At 71.9% G+C, this 14754-nt stretch carries 12 protein-coding genes; 2 read left to right on the top strand and 10 right to left on the bottom strand.

Annotation, left to right across the window (positions count from 1 at the left end; all coding sequences use genetic code 11):
• Together HP507_RS15265 and HP507_RS15260 are read left to right on the top strand one after the other, a co-directional pair.
• A complete protein-coding gene (locus HP507_RS15265; RefSeq protein ID WP_175352648.1) occupies positions 1-141 on the top strand; it encodes a hypothetical protein in 141 nt (46 codons plus the stop codon).
• Between the two features lie 92 nt (positions 142-233).
• Entirely contained in the window at positions 234-1220 is a 987-nt protein-coding gene (locus HP507_RS15260; protein WP_175352647.1) for a squalene cyclase, read from the top strand.
• Between the two features lie 15 nt (positions 1221-1235).
• Here the strand turns inward: HP507_RS15260 and HP507_RS15255 are convergent, their stop codons facing one another.
• The 10 genes from HP507_RS15255 to HP507_RS15210 form a co-directional block, all read right to left on the bottom strand.
• A complete protein-coding gene (locus tag HP507_RS15255) occupies positions 1236-2234 on the bottom strand; it encodes an ABC transporter permease (protein WP_175352646.1) in 999 nt (332 codons plus the stop codon).
• A complete protein-coding gene (locus HP507_RS15250) occupies positions 2231-3169 on the bottom strand; it encodes an ABC transporter permease (protein ID WP_175352645.1) in 939 nt (312 codons plus the stop codon). Before HP507_RS15250 ends, HP507_RS15255 begins: the two co-directional genes overlap by 4 nt.
• On the bottom strand, positions 3166-4968 hold the full coding sequence (locus HP507_RS15245) for a dipeptide ABC transporter ATP-binding protein (protein ID WP_175352644.1): 1803 nt from the start codon (positions 4966-4968) through the stop codon (positions 3166-3168). The genes HP507_RS15250 and HP507_RS15245 overlap by 4 nt, the downstream gene beginning before the upstream one ends.
• Complete coding sequence (locus HP507_RS15240; protein ID WP_175352643.1) at positions 4965-6632, bottom strand: ABC transporter substrate-binding protein; 1668 nt, start codon at positions 6630-6632, stop codon at positions 4965-4967. Before HP507_RS15240 ends, HP507_RS15245 begins: the two co-directional genes overlap by 4 nt.
• Before the next feature lie 583 nt (positions 6633-7215).
• Positions 7216-7689, bottom strand: coding sequence for a DUF2510 domain-containing protein (locus tag HP507_RS15235; protein ID WP_175352642.1), 474 nt, complete (start codon positions 7687-7689; stop codon positions 7216-7218).
• Positions 7690-8236: 547 nt separating this feature from the next.
• A complete protein-coding gene (locus HP507_RS15230) occupies positions 8237-9502 on the bottom strand; it encodes a D-arabinono-1,4-lactone oxidase (protein ID WP_271207253.1) in 1266 nt (421 codons plus the stop codon).
• A gap of 26 nt (positions 9503-9528) precedes the next feature.
• Positions 9529-11055 (bottom strand): L-arabinose isomerase, encoded by a 1527-nt coding sequence (gene araA, locus HP507_RS15225; protein ID WP_175352640.1) that lies wholly within the window; start codon positions 11053-11055, stop codon positions 9529-9531.
• Positions 11052-11786: an L-ribulose-5-phosphate 4-epimerase gene (locus HP507_RS15220; RefSeq protein WP_175352639.1), complete on the bottom strand. Its 735-nt coding sequence runs from the start codon at positions 11784-11786 to the stop codon at positions 11052-11054. The genes araA and HP507_RS15220 overlap by 4 nt, the downstream gene beginning before the upstream one ends.
• The gene (locus tag HP507_RS15215; protein WP_175352638.1) at positions 11783-13474 is read right to left on the bottom strand and encodes a xylulokinase; all 1692 of its coding nucleotides are present in this window, start codon (positions 13472-13474) and stop codon (positions 11783-11785) included. The genes HP507_RS15220 and HP507_RS15215 overlap by 4 nt, the downstream gene beginning before the upstream one ends.
• 226 nt (positions 13475-13700) lie before the next feature.
• A complete protein-coding gene (locus HP507_RS15210; protein ID WP_175352637.1) occupies positions 13701-14714 on the bottom strand; it encodes a LacI family DNA-binding transcriptional regulator in 1014 nt (337 codons plus the stop codon).
• Positions 14715-14754 lie beyond the last annotated feature (40 nt).

The following is a 14754-nucleotide window of genomic DNA, read 5'->3' as shown; positions in this document are numbered from 1 at the left end:
GTGCGCGGCAGGCGGTCGCCGATCGGGGCGTTCGACTGGCTCGGTGACGCCGGACCGGACGCGCCGCTGCTCAGTCGGACCGCGCAGGACCTCCAGCGCCTGCAGGGACCGGCGGCGCTGCTCGAGTTCGACCTCGGGTAGGGCGCACGTCGTCCTCGTCCTCGTCCTCGCCCTCGCCCTCGCCCTCGCCCTCGCCCTCGCCCTCGCCGAGCGTCCGGCGTAGTCTGCCCGCCATGACCGACGACACGGTGGTCGACTGGCTGCTCGACTCGGACCCGGCCATCCGGTGGCAGGTGGAGCGGGACCTGGTCGGCGCGCCCGCCTCGACGTGGGAGGCGACCCGCGCCCGTGTGGCCACCGAAGGACTCGGTGCGGCACTCCTCGCACACCAGGACCCCGACGGGCAGTGGGCAGGCGGGGCGTACTTCCCCGCCGACTTCGACTTCGACGGCCCCGAGGCGAAGGAGCCCGGTCAGCCGTACACGGCGACGACCTGGTCGCTCAACGCCCTGCGCGACTGGGGCCTCGACGCCGCCGTGCTCGGTGACACCGCCGCCAGGCTCGGGGCGAACAGCCGGTGGGAGTACGAGCAACTGCCGTACTGGAGCGGCGAGGTCGACTGCTGCATCAACGCGTTCACGCTCGCGAACGGGGTGTGGCTCGGCGCGGACGTCGACGGCATCGCCGACTGGATGCTCGAGCACCAGCAGGCTGACGGCGGCTGGAACTGCGAGTGGGTGGAAGGGTCGACGGTGTCGTCGTTCCACTCGACCCTCAACGTGCTGGACGGGTTGCTGCAGCACGACCAGCTGACCGACGGCGGGCACCGGCGGGCGGCCGAGCTCCGCGATGCCCGGCACCGGGGCGCGGAGTACCTGCTCGAGCGGCGGCTGCTGCACCGGAAGTCCGACGGTGAGGTCGTCGGCCCCTGGGTCCACCGCTTCGCGTACCCGTTCCGGTGGATCTACACGGCGCTCCGGGCGACCGACCACCTGCGCGCGGCCTCGCTGCACGACGGCACCCCGCCGGACCCGCGCGCAGCCGAGGCGATCGAGGTGGTCCGTGCCGCGAGGAACCCCGACGGCACCTGGACGCAGGGCGAACGGCCTCCCGGGCGGCAGTGGTTCGAGGTGGACGTCCCGGCGGGCGAGCCGTCGAAGTGGCTCACCCTGTCCGGGACCCGCGTGCTCCGGTGGTGGGACGAGGCGCAGGCCGCCTGACCCCTCGCTCGGCGCCTACGCCCGGCGACGCACCCGCGGGTCGACGAACGCGTACACGACGTCGACGATCACGTTGGCCGTCACGATGAGCAGCGCCGAGAACAGCGTGAAGCCGACGACCACCTGGAGATCGAGGGTGTGCACCGCGTCGATGAGCAGCGCCCCGAGGCCCTGCATCGAGAACACCTTCTCGGTGATGACCGCCCCGCCGAGCAGGGACCCGAGGTCGAGCCCGAAGAGCGTGACCACGGGCAGGATCGCCGTCCGGAGCCCGTGCCGCACGACCACCTGCCGTTCGCGGAGCCCCTTCGCTCGGGCGGTGCGGACGAAGTCCTGCGACATCGACTCGAGCATCTCGCCGCGGGTGAGCCGGGCGTAGATCGCCGCGCTGATGAACGCGAGCACGCACCACGGCAGGACCAGGTGCGTGAACCAGCCGACCGGGTCGTCGCCGAACGCCACGTAGCCGCTCGTGGGCAGGATGCCGAGCACGAACCCGAACAGCAGGATCGCGAGCAGGCCGACTAGATAGGACGGCGCGGACACCCCGGCGACCGCCACGGTCATCACGGCCCGGTCGACGAAGGTCCCCCGGCGCAGCGCCGAGAGCGCGCCACCGGCGACCCCGGCGACGAGCCAGAGCACCGCCGCACCGACCGCGATCGACGCCGTGACGGGCAGGCGGGTGAGGATGAGGTTCGTGACGCTGTCGTGCAGCTGGAACGAGTACCCGAAGCACGGCGCCGCGCAGTGGATCACGGACGCACCGGACCCGAACGTCCGGCCCGTGAAGATCCCGCCGAGGTACGCGCCGAACTGGGCGATCCAGGGCTTGTCGGTGCCGAGGAACGCCTGGACCTCCCGCAGCCGGTCGGGCGTGCAGGGCTTGTCGCAGATCGCTCGGGCCGGGTTCGTCGGCAGCAGCATGAACAGCGCGTAGGTGATCGCGGCGACGGCGAGCAGCACGACGGCGGCGCCGAGGACGCGGATGGCGATGAAGCGGAAGGTGGTCACCGGGCGGCTCCTCGCGGGTCGAGGGCGTCGCGGAGGGCGTCGCCGAGCACGTTGAAGGCCAGCGTGATGAGGAACAGCGCGAGACCCGGGAACACCAGGTACATGGGGTCGGTCTGCACCCACCCGACCGCATCGCCGATGCTGCGCCCCCACGACGGCGTCGGCGGGGTGACGCCCACGGCGAGGAACGACAGTGCGGCCTCGGCACCGATCATGGACGGGATCGAGATCGTGGCGTACACGGTGATCGTCGCGGCGAGGTTCGGCAGCAGCTGGGTGCGGATGACGTGCCAGCGCCCGGCGCCCATCGCGGTCGACGCGACGACGTAGTTCCGGGTGACGAGCGACAGCGTCTGTCCCCGCACGACACGGGCGACGGACGGCCAGCCGAAGAACCCGATGACGAGGACGACGAGCACGGGCTTCGGGAACGACGTCGGCACGATCGCGGTGAGCGCGATCATGAACACCAGCGACGGGAACCCGAAGATGACGTCGACGACCCGGGAGAGCACCCGGTCGTACCAGCCGCCGAAGAACCCGGTCGTGACGCCGACGAGCACACCGATGACGATCGAGACGACGGTCGCGGCGAGCCCGATGCCGAGCGAGGTCCGGGCGCCGTACGTGACGATGGCGAACAGGTCGCGCCCGGTGAGCGGCTCGACGCCGAACCAGTGCTCACCGCTGATGCCTCCACCGACGCCCTTCGGCGCACCGAACGAGTTGAGCGCGTCGATGTGGTACCCGTAGGGGTTCTGCCCGGTGACGGCTGCGATGAGCGGCGCGGCGATCGCCACGACGACGAACACGGCGATGACGACCGCCGACGCGACGGCCCAGCGGTCCTGCCGCACCCGGCGCACGACGGCTCGGAACCCGGTGCTCCGGTTCGCGGCTGCCGCGACCGGACGGTCGACGACGTTGGCGGTCACGAGGCCACCCCTTCCCATGCACGCCAGGCCTCGCGTCGGGCTGCCTGTCGCACGGGGTCGGCGACGGGCGCTGCCGCGAGGAGCATGCGCGTGTAGTCCTGCTGCGGGTCGTCGAGCACCGCATCGGTCGTGCCGCGTTCGACCACCCGGCCGTCGTGGAGCACGACGACCTCGTCGGCGAGCTGCCGGACGACGGCGAGGTCGTGGCTGATGAGGAGCATGCCGAACCCGAAGTCCTCCTGCAGCGCGGAGAGCAGGTCGAGCACGGCGGCCTGCACCGTGACGTCGAGGGCCGAGGTCGGCTCGTCGGCGATCACGAGCGCCGGCCGGAGTGCGAGTGCACGCGCGACCGCGACGCGCTGCCGCTGACCGCCGGAGAGCTGGTGCGGGAAGCGCTCGGCCCATGACGGGTCGAGCAGCACCGCGGTCAGCAGCTCGCGGACGCGGTCAGCCCGCGCCGCTGCGGAGGCCGTGCCGTGCACGAGCAGCGGCTCGGCGATGCTCCACCCGATGGTCTGGCGCGGGTTCAGCGAGGACGCCGGGTCCTGGAAGACGATGCCGACGCGGCTGCGGAGCTCCCGGAGCCGTGCACCGCGGGCGGTGCGGAGGTCGCTGCCGTCCACCTCGACCGATCCGGCGACGACCGGCACGAGGCCGGCGAGCGCGCGGCCGATGGTCGATTTGCCGGAGCCCGACTCCCCCACGAGACCGAGGGTCTCGCCCGCACGGAGTTCGAGGTCGACACCGGACACCGTCGGTTCGCCTCGGCGTGCGTACCGCACGGCGACGTCGCGCAGTTGCGCGACCACCGGCCTGGAGGCGCGAATCGCGTCGCCGCCGAGACTCGCGCTGGGCGACGGCTCGCGCGCCGCGGAGCGTGAGGACTGTCGCCCTGGTCGAGACTCGGCCACGGCCCCGTCCGCAGCGGACGTGGCGGGGGCGGGGGGCGCCTCTCCCCCCGGGCTCGACCGTCCCGCCGCTCCGCAGGCTCCGCGGCGCGCCGGTACCGGCACGGGTGGGCCCAGGCTGGGGACGGCTGCGAGGAGGGCGCGGGTGTACTCGGCCGTCGGGTGGGCGAAGACCTCGGCGACCGTCCCGTGCTCGACGGGGTCGCCGCGACGCATCACGAGCACCTCGTCGGCGACGTCCGCCACGACGCCCATGTCGTGCGTGATGAGCAGCACCGCCAGGTCGCGCTCGCGGCCCAGGGTCCGGAGCAGGTCGAGGATCCCCGCCTGCACCGTGACGTCGAGAGCCGTCGTCGGCTCGTCCGCGATGAGCGCGACCGGGTCCCCCGCGAGCGCCATCGCGATCATCGCCCGCTGCAGCTGCCCGCCGGACAGCTCGTGCGGGTACGCCTTCCGGATCCGCGCCGGGTCGGTGAGGCCGGCGGAGCGGAGCAGCTCGTCGATCCGCGCCGAGACCCCCGCACGATCGAGGGCCGTCGGGTGCGCGGTGATCGCCTCGGCGATCTGGGTGCCGATCGAGAGGACGGGCGTGAAGGAGTTCATCGGCTCCTGGAAGACCACGCCGATGCCCGCGCCACGGACCGCGCGGAGCTCGTCGTCCGGGGCACCGACGAGCTCGGCGTCCCGGAACCGGACGCTGCCGGAGACCCGGGCCTCCGGCGGGAGCAGCCCGAGCACGCTCATCGCGCTCACGGACTTGCCCGACCCGGACTCGCCGACGAGGGCGAGTACACGGCCGGGCGTCAGGGTGAAGGAGACGTCACGGACGACGGGCTCCGCGTCGCCGAACGCGACGCGGAGCCCCTCGACCTCGAGCAGCGGTGAGCTCACTTCGCGAGCGAGACCTTGAGGTAGTTCGGGTACGCCGGGAAGTCCGCAATCTGGAAGTTCTGCACGTTCGAACCGGCCAGGAAGGACTGCTTCGCGTAGGTCAGCGGGACGATCGGCGCGTCGGCCATGATCTTCTTGTCGACCTCGGCCCAGAGCTTCTGGGCGTCCTTCTGGTCGATCGTGCCCGTCGCCTGCTTGATGAGGGCGTCGACCTCGGGGTTGCTGTACTTCGACACGTTGTACCCGCCGTTGCCGATCTGCGACGAGTCGTAGAGCGGCTGGATGTTGGCGTTCGCACTCGGGAAGTCGGGCTGCCAGCTGAACAGCGCGAGGTCGAAGTCGGTGCCGTCGGTGGTCGCGGTGTAGAACGAGTCCTGGTCGAGCGGCTTCAGCGTCACGGTGATGCCGGCGCGCTTGAGTCCGGCCTGGAGCGCCTGCGCCTGCGCGAGGTTGGACGGGTCGTTCTGCGTCGCGAGGGTCAGCTTGAGGTCGGAGACGCCGGCCTCCTGCAGGAGCTTCTTCGCCTTCGCGACGTCACCCGACGCCCCGGGCTTGTACAGGTCGTAGTCCTGGCGACCGGCGATGCCCGGGGTGATCAGCGTCGTGGCGTAGGAACCGGCGAGGGCGCCGCCCGCGGCGATCCGGTACGACTTCTTGTCGACGGCGTACTGCAGGGCCTGGCGGACCTTGAGCTCCTTGAGCGAGCCCTTCTGCGTGTTGATCGCCATGTACGTGATCGGGCCGGCCTTCGACGTGGCGAGGCGGTCCTGCGCCGAGGGGTTCGACCGGACCTGGTTCAGCTCGGCGGCGCCGAGGTAGGTGGCGCCGAACGAGTCCTTCGCGTCGCCGTTGTCGGCGATGAGCGTCTGCGTGACGGTCGACGGGTCCTGGCTCTCCTTGAACACGACCTTCGACGGACCGGCGGTACGGACGTCGTCGCTCTTCGCGCTCCAGTTCGTGTTCCGGACGAGGGTGATCTGCGAGCCCTGCGTGTTCGACTGCACCTGGTACGGGCCGGACGCGACCGGCTTGGTGTCGTACGCGCCGGTGTCGGTGCCGTCGCCCTCGGGGACCGGGGCGAACGCCGGCATCGACACGATCCACGGCCAGTCGCCGTACGCCGCGTTGAGCTTGAAGACGATGGTCGAGTCGTCCGGCGTCTCGATGCTGTCGAGGGTCTTGCCGTCGAACGGCCCCTTGTACGTGTCACCGCCGACGAGGAGCGACTTGTGGTAGCTCAGGCCACCCGTGAGCGTCGGCGCGAACGAGCGCTCGATGCCCCACTTGATGTCCTTGGTGGTGATCTCGGTGCCGTCCTGGAACTTCAGCCCCTTCTTGAGGTGGTAGGTCCAGGTCTTGCCGCCGTCGCTCGAGTCGCCGGTGTTCGTCGCGAGGTCCGGGACGACCTTCGCCGTCTTGCCGGGCTCGACGTCCCACGCGGTGAGACGACGCAGCACGAGGCCGAGCGTCGTGATGTTGAGGTTCTGGCTCGTCGCCGGGTCGAGGTGCACCGCGGTCGCCGTCGTGAGGATGTTGAGCGTGCCGCCCTTCGACGTGCCGCCCGACGCGTCGTCCGAGGCGCCGCCGCCCGAGCACCCGGTCAGCACCAGTGCTGCTGCTGCGGCGACCGCCGCGGTGATGGTCAGGCGCTTGGGGCGTCTCATGACGATGCTGCTCCTCGTGGGAAGTGGTGGGGTGACGACCGTGGGGTGGTCGCTGCAGTGGCCCGGGTCGGGTCAGCGGGCGGCGTCCATCCTGACACCGCCACGGCGGCCCGTCCGAATCCCGGGTGCGACGGACGTCGCACGACGAAACAATCCAAGTCCCGTGTGACACTCCCCTATTCCCGATGCGTTCGCCCTGCGTTCGCTGCGGCGGGCAGAACCGGGCGGTCCGTCGGATCGAGATCGTCCCGAACTGCGCCTCCCGGCTGGCCGCTCGCGGCGCGGGGAACCGGCCACCGCTCGTCGCAGACGGCGATTGACCGGACCCGGGCGCTCGGGCTCGGTCGGCGGGCGAAGAGTCCCCAGGAGGTCGCTGCCGACGTTCGGCGCGCGCCCCAGCCCGGGGAGCTGCTCACCGACCCCGGACGCCTGCTCGCCGAAGCCTCCGAGCAGCTGCTCGCCGTCGCCCACGAGACCTTTCGAGGCCACCGCCGACGTCGGCGATCCCGAGCTCACCGGGTCCGGAAGATCCCCCTCGAAGTCGACGCCGGGGCCAGCCGCCTCACCGGGGATCGGGCGCGGATCAGCCGAAGAGTTGCGCAACTCTGAAGAAGAAGACGCCGCCCGCCACGAGCCCGAGGATGACCGCCGCCAACGAGACGCCGAATCCCGTGATCCGCTGACCGCTGAGCTGAGCTGCTCGGGCCAGCCCGATCGCTCCGAACACCAGGCCGAGGATGCTGGGGATCGCGAGCACGTTGAAGATGAAGGCGATCAGGGACAGGACGAGTCCGGCGTAGCCGAAGGGGTTCGCTGACCTGGTCGCACGATCGTTCGCGACGCGTGCCTTGCGTCCGGTGAGCGGCGGGTCGATCACGCCGACGGCGTATTCGGAAGGAGCGGGTGGTCGAGGCGATCGCTCGAAGTCCGGGGCGGGGATGGCGCCAGCAGGTGTCGCGTGCTGCGGCGCGAGCGCTCCCCAGCGAAGCCCGTCCCACCAGCGCAGACGCGACTGGTCCTCTGGATCCGGGTACCACCCGGCGATCGGCAGCGTCATGCGGTTCCCTTGTGCCCCATGGTCGTCACCGTACGGGTTCCCGCATGTGGGCAGCAGCCCCACTTCGAGGACTGCGACGCCGTGGCCGAGCGAGGTCGAGCGGGAGCCCGAATCACGATCGTCGGTCGTGGTACATCACCGGACAGATCGGTAGGCTGACCGAGGCCGCGCCATCGCCGGAACGTGGCCAGGGGTGAATGCGTGAGGCCCGGGACTGCAGCAACAGTTCCGGGCCTCGGTTCGCCTTCCGAGTGGAAAGCCCGGGATGCACAACCATCCCCGAGTCGAACACTCGGGACCGATGGTAGCCGAGTCCGCTCGGCTGTGCATCCCTGCCGGAGCTCCTCGTTGTCCGCCGGCGCGAACACAGGAAGCCACCGATGTCGAACGACACCGACGGCCGGACCAGGCGCCACGCGCTGTGGCTGGGGATCGCGAGCTTGCTCGTGAACGCCGCGCGGCTCGTGCTCGACCTGATCCGCAAGGGGTAGGGGTACAGGTGCCTCCGCATCGCCGCGAGCGGTGCGAGGCACTCCAGCGGGAGCCCTCAGGTGAGGATGCGGGCCAGGAAGGGGTTGCGGAACCGCCCGGTCGGGTCGAGATCCCGGGCGAGGGCGGCGAAGTCGGACAGGCGCGGGTAGACCGCGTGCAGCCGCTCGGCACTCGCGGCGGAGACCTTCCCCCAGTGCGGTCGCGCGTCGAACGGCGCGAGGGCGTCCTCGATGCGTTCGATCGCGGCGGCCACCGCGGCGGCGTCACGTCGGAAGGTGAAGTGGACGCCGACCGACTGCCGACCGGACGAGGGCGCGAGCCAGGCCGTGTCGGCGGCGACGGTCCGGACCTCGGCGGCGATCAGGAGCGGGGCGAACAGCTCTTCGAGCGGCCGGAGCTCCCGGAGTGCCGCGACCGCGGACGCCGCCGGCAGCAGGTACTCCGACTGGATCTCCGCACCGGTCGAGGGCGTGAACGAGGACCGGAAGTGCGGCAGCCGCTCGGACCACGGCCCGGGGACGCCGCCCTGCTCGGTGACGCCCGCGGGGTCGTTCTCCCCCGGGTGTACGGGACCGGTCGCCGGCCGTGCCCCGAGTGCCACGAGGTCGACGGACGGCTCCGGCTCGTCCACCCGGTGCTTCACCCAGACCTGCCGTGCGCCGCGGTCGTCGAACGACGTGAACATCGACACCGAGTACGCGTCGGACATGATCCGGTCGAAGGACGACTCGACGGCGTCCCACGGCAGGTCGAGGTGCACGGTCGTGGCGACGCGGAAGGTCGGCACGATCGCGAGTTCCACCGCGGTGACGACGCCGAGCGCGCCGAGTGCGACCCGGTGGGCGTCGAGGGCGCCATCCGGCGAGGACGCATCGACCCTCGCGACGGAACCGTCAGCCCGGACGGCCTCGAGACCGACCACCGCCTGCGCGAGCGACGGGTTCCGGATGCCGGAGCCGTGCGTTCCGGTGGCGACGGCCCCGGCGGTGGAGATGTGCGGCAGGGAGGCGAGGTTCGCGAGTGCCCAGCCCCGCGCCTCCAGGCCGGCGGCCACCTGGCTGTGGACCATGCCGGCGGCGACGCGCACGACGCGGCGTTCCGTGTCGATGTCGAGCACCGGCGGCAGGTCCGCGAGCGACACCTGCAGCGCGTCGGTGTCGGCGATCTCGTTGAACGAGTGACGTGACCCGAGCGCCGTCAGGCGCGGCGTGGTCGCGACGAGCCGCTGCACCTCGTCGACGGAGGTCGGACGGGCGAGTCCGGACGCCCGGTACGTGACGTTGCCGGCCCAGTTCGTCCTCGTGCGCTGCTCTGCGATCACGTCGCTCATCGTAGGGTCCGTGCCCCTCAGAAGCCGCGGTCGAGACGGTGCCACGCCTGCTGGAGACGCAGCTCGTCGCGGAAGCCGCGCTCCGTGGTGTGCTCGTCGATGACGAGGAACTCCGTGCCGACCATGGTGGCGAAGTCCTCGACGACCTGCAGGCCGACGGCGGTGGTCATCACGGTGTGGTGGGCGGCGCCGGCGGTGAGCCACGCCTCCGCGGCCACGGGGAAGGACGGACGGGGCTCCCAGACCGCACGGCCGACGGGCAGCTTCGGCAGGGCCTCGGTCGGTGCGACCACGTCGACGACGTTCGCGGTGAGGCGGAAGCCGTCGCGGGTGTCGGACAGGGCGACCACGACCGCCTCGCCGGGGTCGGCCGTGAAGACCAGGCGGACCGGGTCGTCCTTGCCGCCGATGCCGAGGGGGTGGATCTCGAGCGTCGGTGTCGTCGCGGTCAGGGTCGGCGAGACCTCGAGCATGTGGGCGCCGAGGATCTTCTCGGCGCCGGGCGTGAGGTCATACGTGTAGTCCTCCATCAGGGAGGCACCGCCGGGCAGGCCGGCACCGGCGACGTTCATGGCGCGCACGAGGACGGCGGTCTTCCAGTCGCCCTCCGCGCCGAAGCCGTAGCCCTCGGCCATCAGCCGCTGCACGGCGAGGCCCGGCAGCTGCTTGAGTGAGCCGAGGTCCTCGAAGTTCGTCGTGAAGGCAGCGGAGTCGTTGTCGGCGAGCAGGGTGCGGAGGCCGATCTCGATGGCAGCGCCGTCGCGGAGGGCGCCGTGCCGTTCGCCGTCGCTCCGGAGCGACGGATCGACGTCGTAGTCGCGCTCGTACTCGGCGACCAGCGCGTCCACCGCCGCTGTGTCCGCCGACGCGGCGTCGACCGCCGCCGCCAGCTCGTTGACCGCCCAGGTGTTCACCTGCACGCCGAGCTCGATCTCCGCCTCGGTCTTGTCGCCCTCGGTGACGGCGACGTAGCGCATGTTGTCACCGAAGCGCGTGAGCTTGAGCGCGCGGACCGCGGCGGCACCGGCGGCAGCGCGGGTCCAGTTCGCGACCCGCTGCTGCACGCGTTCGTCGGACACGTGCCCGACGGCGGTGGCGTGCCGCACACCGAGACGTGCGAGGGCGTAGCCGAACTCCCGGTCGCCGTGCGCGGCCTGGTTGAGGTTCATGAAGTCGAAGTCGATGTCCGCCCACGGCAGCGTCACGTTCGCCTGCGTGTGCAGGTGCAGCAGCGGCTTCGTGAGCGCCTGCAGGCCGTTGATCCACATCTTCGCGGGGCTGAACGTGTGCATCCACGTGGTCACGCCGATGACCCGGTCGTCCGCGCTCGCCTCGATGAGCGCGCGGCGGATGCCGTCGGCGTCCTTGAGGACGGGCTTCCAGACGAGCCTGACCGGCAGCGCGCCGGCGAGCTCGGCGTGGACGGCCCGGGACTGCTCCTCGACCTGGCGCAGGGTCTCCTCCCCGTACAGCGCCTGCGAGCCCGTGAGGAACCAGACCTCGTATCCCGCCAGCGTCTCGGCGGGGTCGACGGCGTGCGTCATTGCAGTGCTCCTTCGGGGTTCTGTCCGTAGACGTTCTGGTAACGGTCGAAGAGTCGGTCGATGTTCTCCGGGGCGATCGGCACCGGTTCGCCGAGCTGGCGGGAGATGTGGATCGTGCGGGCGACGTCCTCGCACATGACGGCGGCCTTCACGGCGTCCTTGGCGTCCTTGCCGATCGTGAACACGCCGTGGTTCTGCATGAGCACCGCCCGGGAGCGGTGGCCGCTGAGCGTCTCGACGATGCCGTGGCCGATCGAGTCGTCGCCGATGATCGCGAACGGGCCGACCGGGATGGGGCCGCCGAACTCGTCCGCCATCGCCGTGATCACGCACGGGATCTCCTCGGCACGGGCGGCCCACGCGGTCGCGTACGTCGAGTGGGTGTGCACGACGCCGCCGACCCCGGGCATGTTCCGGTACACGTACGCGTGGGCAGCGGTGTCGGAGGACGGCCCGTGCTCGTTGCCCCAGCCGTCTGCGGGGACGCCGTCGAGCGTGCAGACCACCTGGTTCGCCGGGGTGAGGTCGTCGCTCGACACCCCGCTGGGCTTGATGACGAAGAGGTCGGTGCCGGGCACGCGTTCGGAGACGTTCCCGCCGGTCCAGATCACGAGGCCGTAGCGGACGAGTTCGCCGTGCAGGGAGGCGACGCGTTCGCGGGTCTTCGCGACGGCGTCGCGCGTGGCGGGGTCGGTTGTCGCGTCGGCGGCGCCGTCGGTTGCGTTCGTCACGGGGTCGGCTCCTTCTCGGTCTGGAGGCGCGGCTCGGCTGCCGTCGTCGGCTCGCTCTTCGCCGTGGTCACGTCGGCTCGGGTCGCAGCTGCCGCCACGTCCTGGACGGGCAGCGCTCGGCGGTACCGGTCGAGGTACGTCTGGAATCCCGCGACGTCCCGCGGCTCGGGGTCGGCGACGTGCACGGCATCGCCGGCGAACACGGTGTCGGCGAGGAAGTCCGCGAGGTGCCGGTCGGTGTGCTCCAGGTAGGCCGCGAGGGCCGCGATCCCCCAGGCGCCACCCTCGCCCGCGGTCTCCTCGAGCGCGACCGGGACGCGGAGCGCCGCCGCGAGCAGCCGCTGCGGGGCGCCCGGCGTCCGGAACAGGCCGCCGTGCGCCGTCATCCGGTCGACGTGGACCTGCTCGCCGTGCAGCACGTCCATGCCGATCGCGAGGGTGGCGAACGCGCCGTGCACCTCGGAGCGGACGAGGTTGCCGAGGGTGAACCGGGCGTCGGGGGTCCGGAGCAGCAGGGGGCGGCCGTCCTCGACGTGCGTGACGGGCTCTCCCGCGAGGTAGTTGAACGAGAGCAGGCCGCCGGCGTCCGGATCGGTGTCGTCGTCCACCGCCTCGGACAGGAGCGTGGCGTAGACGTCGTCGGCGGCGAGGGGGGTCCCGGCCGCCTCGGCGAAGCGTCCGAACACCTTCGCCCAGCCGGCGATCTCGCTCGCGCCGTTGTTGCAGTGCACCATCGCGACGGCGTCCCCGGACGGGGTGGTGACGACGTCGAGCTCCTCGTGCGGCGTGGGCAACGGGCGTTCGAGGACGACCATCGCGAAGATGCTCGTGCCGACGCTGACGTTGCCGGTCCGGGGTGCCACCGCGTTCGTCGCGACCATGCCGGTGCCCGCGTCGCCCTCGGGCGGGCAGAACGGGACGCCGGGGAGCAGCCCACCGGTCGGGTCCAGCCACGCGGCGCCCTCCGGAGTGAGCGTGCCGGCGTCCTCCCCGGCGACGAGCACCTCGGGCAGGAGCGCCCGCAGGTCCGGTACACCGATGAGGTCCTGCGCCGTGGCGAGCATCGCGGCGTCGTAGTCACGCTTGCCGGGCTCACCCGGACCGCTGTCCACCGGGGACGCGTCGATCGGGAACACCCCGCTGGCGTCGCCCACGCCGAGCACGTCCCGGCCCGTGAGGCGACGGTGCACGTAGCCGGCGAGCGTCGTGATGCCGGCGAGCTCGGCGACGTGCGGCTCCTCGTCGAGGACGGCCTGGTGGAGGTGCGCGATCGACCAGCGCAGCGGGATGTTGAACCCGAGGGCCGCGCTGAGCTGCTCCGCGGCGGGGCCGGTCGAGGTGTTGCGCCAGGTCCGGAACGGCACGAGCAGCTCCCCGTCGGCGTCGAACGCGAGGTACCCGTGCATCATCGCGCTCACGCCGGCCGCGCGGAAGGTCGTCGGAGTGACGCCGTACCGCGCCTCGACATCGGCCACGAGGGCGGCGTACGCGGCCCGGAGCCCGGCCTCGACGGCGAGGAGGGAGTAGGTCCAGCGACCGTCGACGAACTCGTTCTCCCACTCGTGGGTGCCCGCGGCGATCGGTACGAGGTCCTCGTCGACCAGGCACGCCTTGATGCGCGTGGAGCCGAGTTCGATCCCCAGGGCCGTGCGGCCGTGCTCGACCTGCTGTCGGCGGTCGTCGCTCATGCGTTCCTCCAGAACCTCGTCGTCCTCCGTGAGCGCTCACATCCTGTCACGTGAGCGCTCACTCACGCAATGCCGCCCCGCGCAGATCGCCAACCACTCCCCCGCCGACCCGCGAGCGGGCCGTATCCGTCACACTCGGCGCGGTCGACCGACGACTTCCGCCCGCTCGACGAACGCGCACGGCAAGTCCCGGCCAGTCGACGGACGGGAACGAGCGCCCGCCGCCCTACGCGCCGAGCGTGCTCTCGCGGATGACCAGGGACGGGGTCACCGCGGCGGACGCCGCCGAGCCCCCGTCGATGAGGTCGAGCAGGGCCTGCCCCGCCACACGCCCGAGCTCCTCGAGCCGCAGGTCGACCGTGGTCAGCGGCGGCCGGCTCGCGAGCGCCATCACGTCCCAGTCGTCGAACCCGGTCACGGCCACGTCCTCCGGCACCGAGCGCCCGAGCTCCCGCAGCCGATCGCACACGCCGCGGGCGATCTGGTCGCTCCCGCACACGATCGCGTCGACGTCCGCCGATCCCCGCGCCAGCACGTCCACCGCCTGCCGCCCCCAGCGCTCCGACCACTCGCCGTACAGCGGTTCACCGACGAGTGCCGAGCCGAGCACGGCCGTGGCGCCCGACACGCGTCGCACCGCCGACTGGTGCCTCGCCGGTCCGGTGACGATCGCGACCCGCTGCCGCCCGAGCGTGAGGACGTGCGCAGCCACCGCCGACGACCCGGCCGCGTCGTCGAGCGTGATCGACACGTCCGCCGGGTCGGTCGACGGCGTGAACGCGTACACGACCGGGATCGACACGTCGATGGGTGGCCGGGGGTCGGCGGAGCGCCCGGTGACGATGATGCCGTCGACCCCTCGGGCGGCCAGGGAGCGGAGGTAGTGGGCCTCTCGGACGTGGTCGTCGCGGGTGTCGCAGAGCAGCACGGCCATCTGTCCGGCGGAGAGGGCGTCCTCGGCGCCGAGCAGCACAGGGATCGAGAACCGGCCGAACGAGTCGGTGGTGATCATGCCGACGGTGTAGGTCCGCCCGGAGGACAGCGCGCGCGCTCGGGCGTCCCCGACGAACCCGAGTTTCTCGGCGGCGTCCTTGACCCGCGACCGTGTGGACTCCCGGAGCTGCCCGGTGCCGTTGAGCGCCTTCGACGCGGTGCCGATCGACACCCCGGCGAGCGCCGCCACGTCGGTGATCCGGACGGGCTGCGCACCACGGTCGAGCCCCGCGCGTTCGAGCGTCACAGCAAACCCCTTTCCGGATGCCGAAGTGATCCGATCATAC

This window comes from Curtobacterium pusillum, from assembly GCF_013359865.1.
In the GTDB taxonomy this organism is placed as follows: Bacteria; Actinomycetota; Actinomycetes; order Actinomycetales; family Microbacteriaceae; genus Curtobacterium; species Curtobacterium pusillum.
This window is presented reverse-complemented; position numbering and strand designations above follow the sequence as displayed.

What these genes read in the sequence shown, in the direction of transcription:
- HP507_RS15240 (WP_175352643.1), bottom strand. Translation starts at nt 6,632, where the DNA reads ATGAGACGCCCCAAGCGCCTGACCATCACCGCGGCGGTCGCCGCAGCA.
- HP507_RS15215 (WP_175352638.1), bottom strand. Translation starts at nt 13,474, where the DNA reads ATGAGCGACGACCGCCGACAGCAGGTCGAGCACGGCCGCACGGCCCTG.
- araA (WP_175352640.1), bottom strand. Translation starts at nt 11,055, where the DNA reads ATGACGCACGCCGTCGACCCCGCCGAGACGCTGGCGGGATACGAGGTC.
- HP507_RS15260 (WP_175352647.1), top strand. Translation starts at nt 234, where the DNA reads ATGACCGACGACACGGTGGTCGACTGGCTGCTCGACTCGGACCCGGCC.
- HP507_RS15235 (WP_175352642.1), bottom strand. Translation starts at nt 7,689, where the DNA reads ATGACGCTGCCGATCGCCGGGTGGTACCCGGATCCAGAGGACCAGTCG.